Source organism: Achromobacter sp. GbtcB20, assembly GCF_019091095.1.
Lineage (GTDB): Bacteria > Pseudomonadota > Gammaproteobacteria > Burkholderiales > Burkholderiaceae_B > Achromobacter > Achromobacter mucicolens.
Map to the genome: position 1 here is coordinate 1 of NZ_JAGXJZ010000527.1, position 273 is coordinate 273.

Here is a 273-nt window from a genome sequence, read left to right on the forward strand (position 1 = left end):
CGATTGCGAGATGCGCCCTTTCTGCATGTCGGCCAGCATGTTCTGCAGGCCCTGGGTCAGGCTTTCGCCCTTGGTCTCGAGCATCTTCTTCTGCGCTTCCGGGTTGGTCGCGAGGAAGTTCGCCGGCGACATGGCGTCGACCATCTGCTGCACCGCGAAACGGATCTTCTGGCGCTCGCGCGGCGGCGCCTCGACGGCGTCGGCCAGGGCCAGCATGAAGTCGGCGTTGGGCAGGTAGGATGCGGCGGAGAAGGCGGAGAAGGGATTGGCGGT

At 65.6% G+C, this 273-nt stretch carries 1 pseudogene; it reads right to left on the reverse strand.

The features are described from left to right. A pseudogene (locus tag KVT32_RS30070) lies at positions 1 to 273 on the reverse strand (class I poly(R)-hydroxyalkanoic acid synthase); the annotation flags it as partial.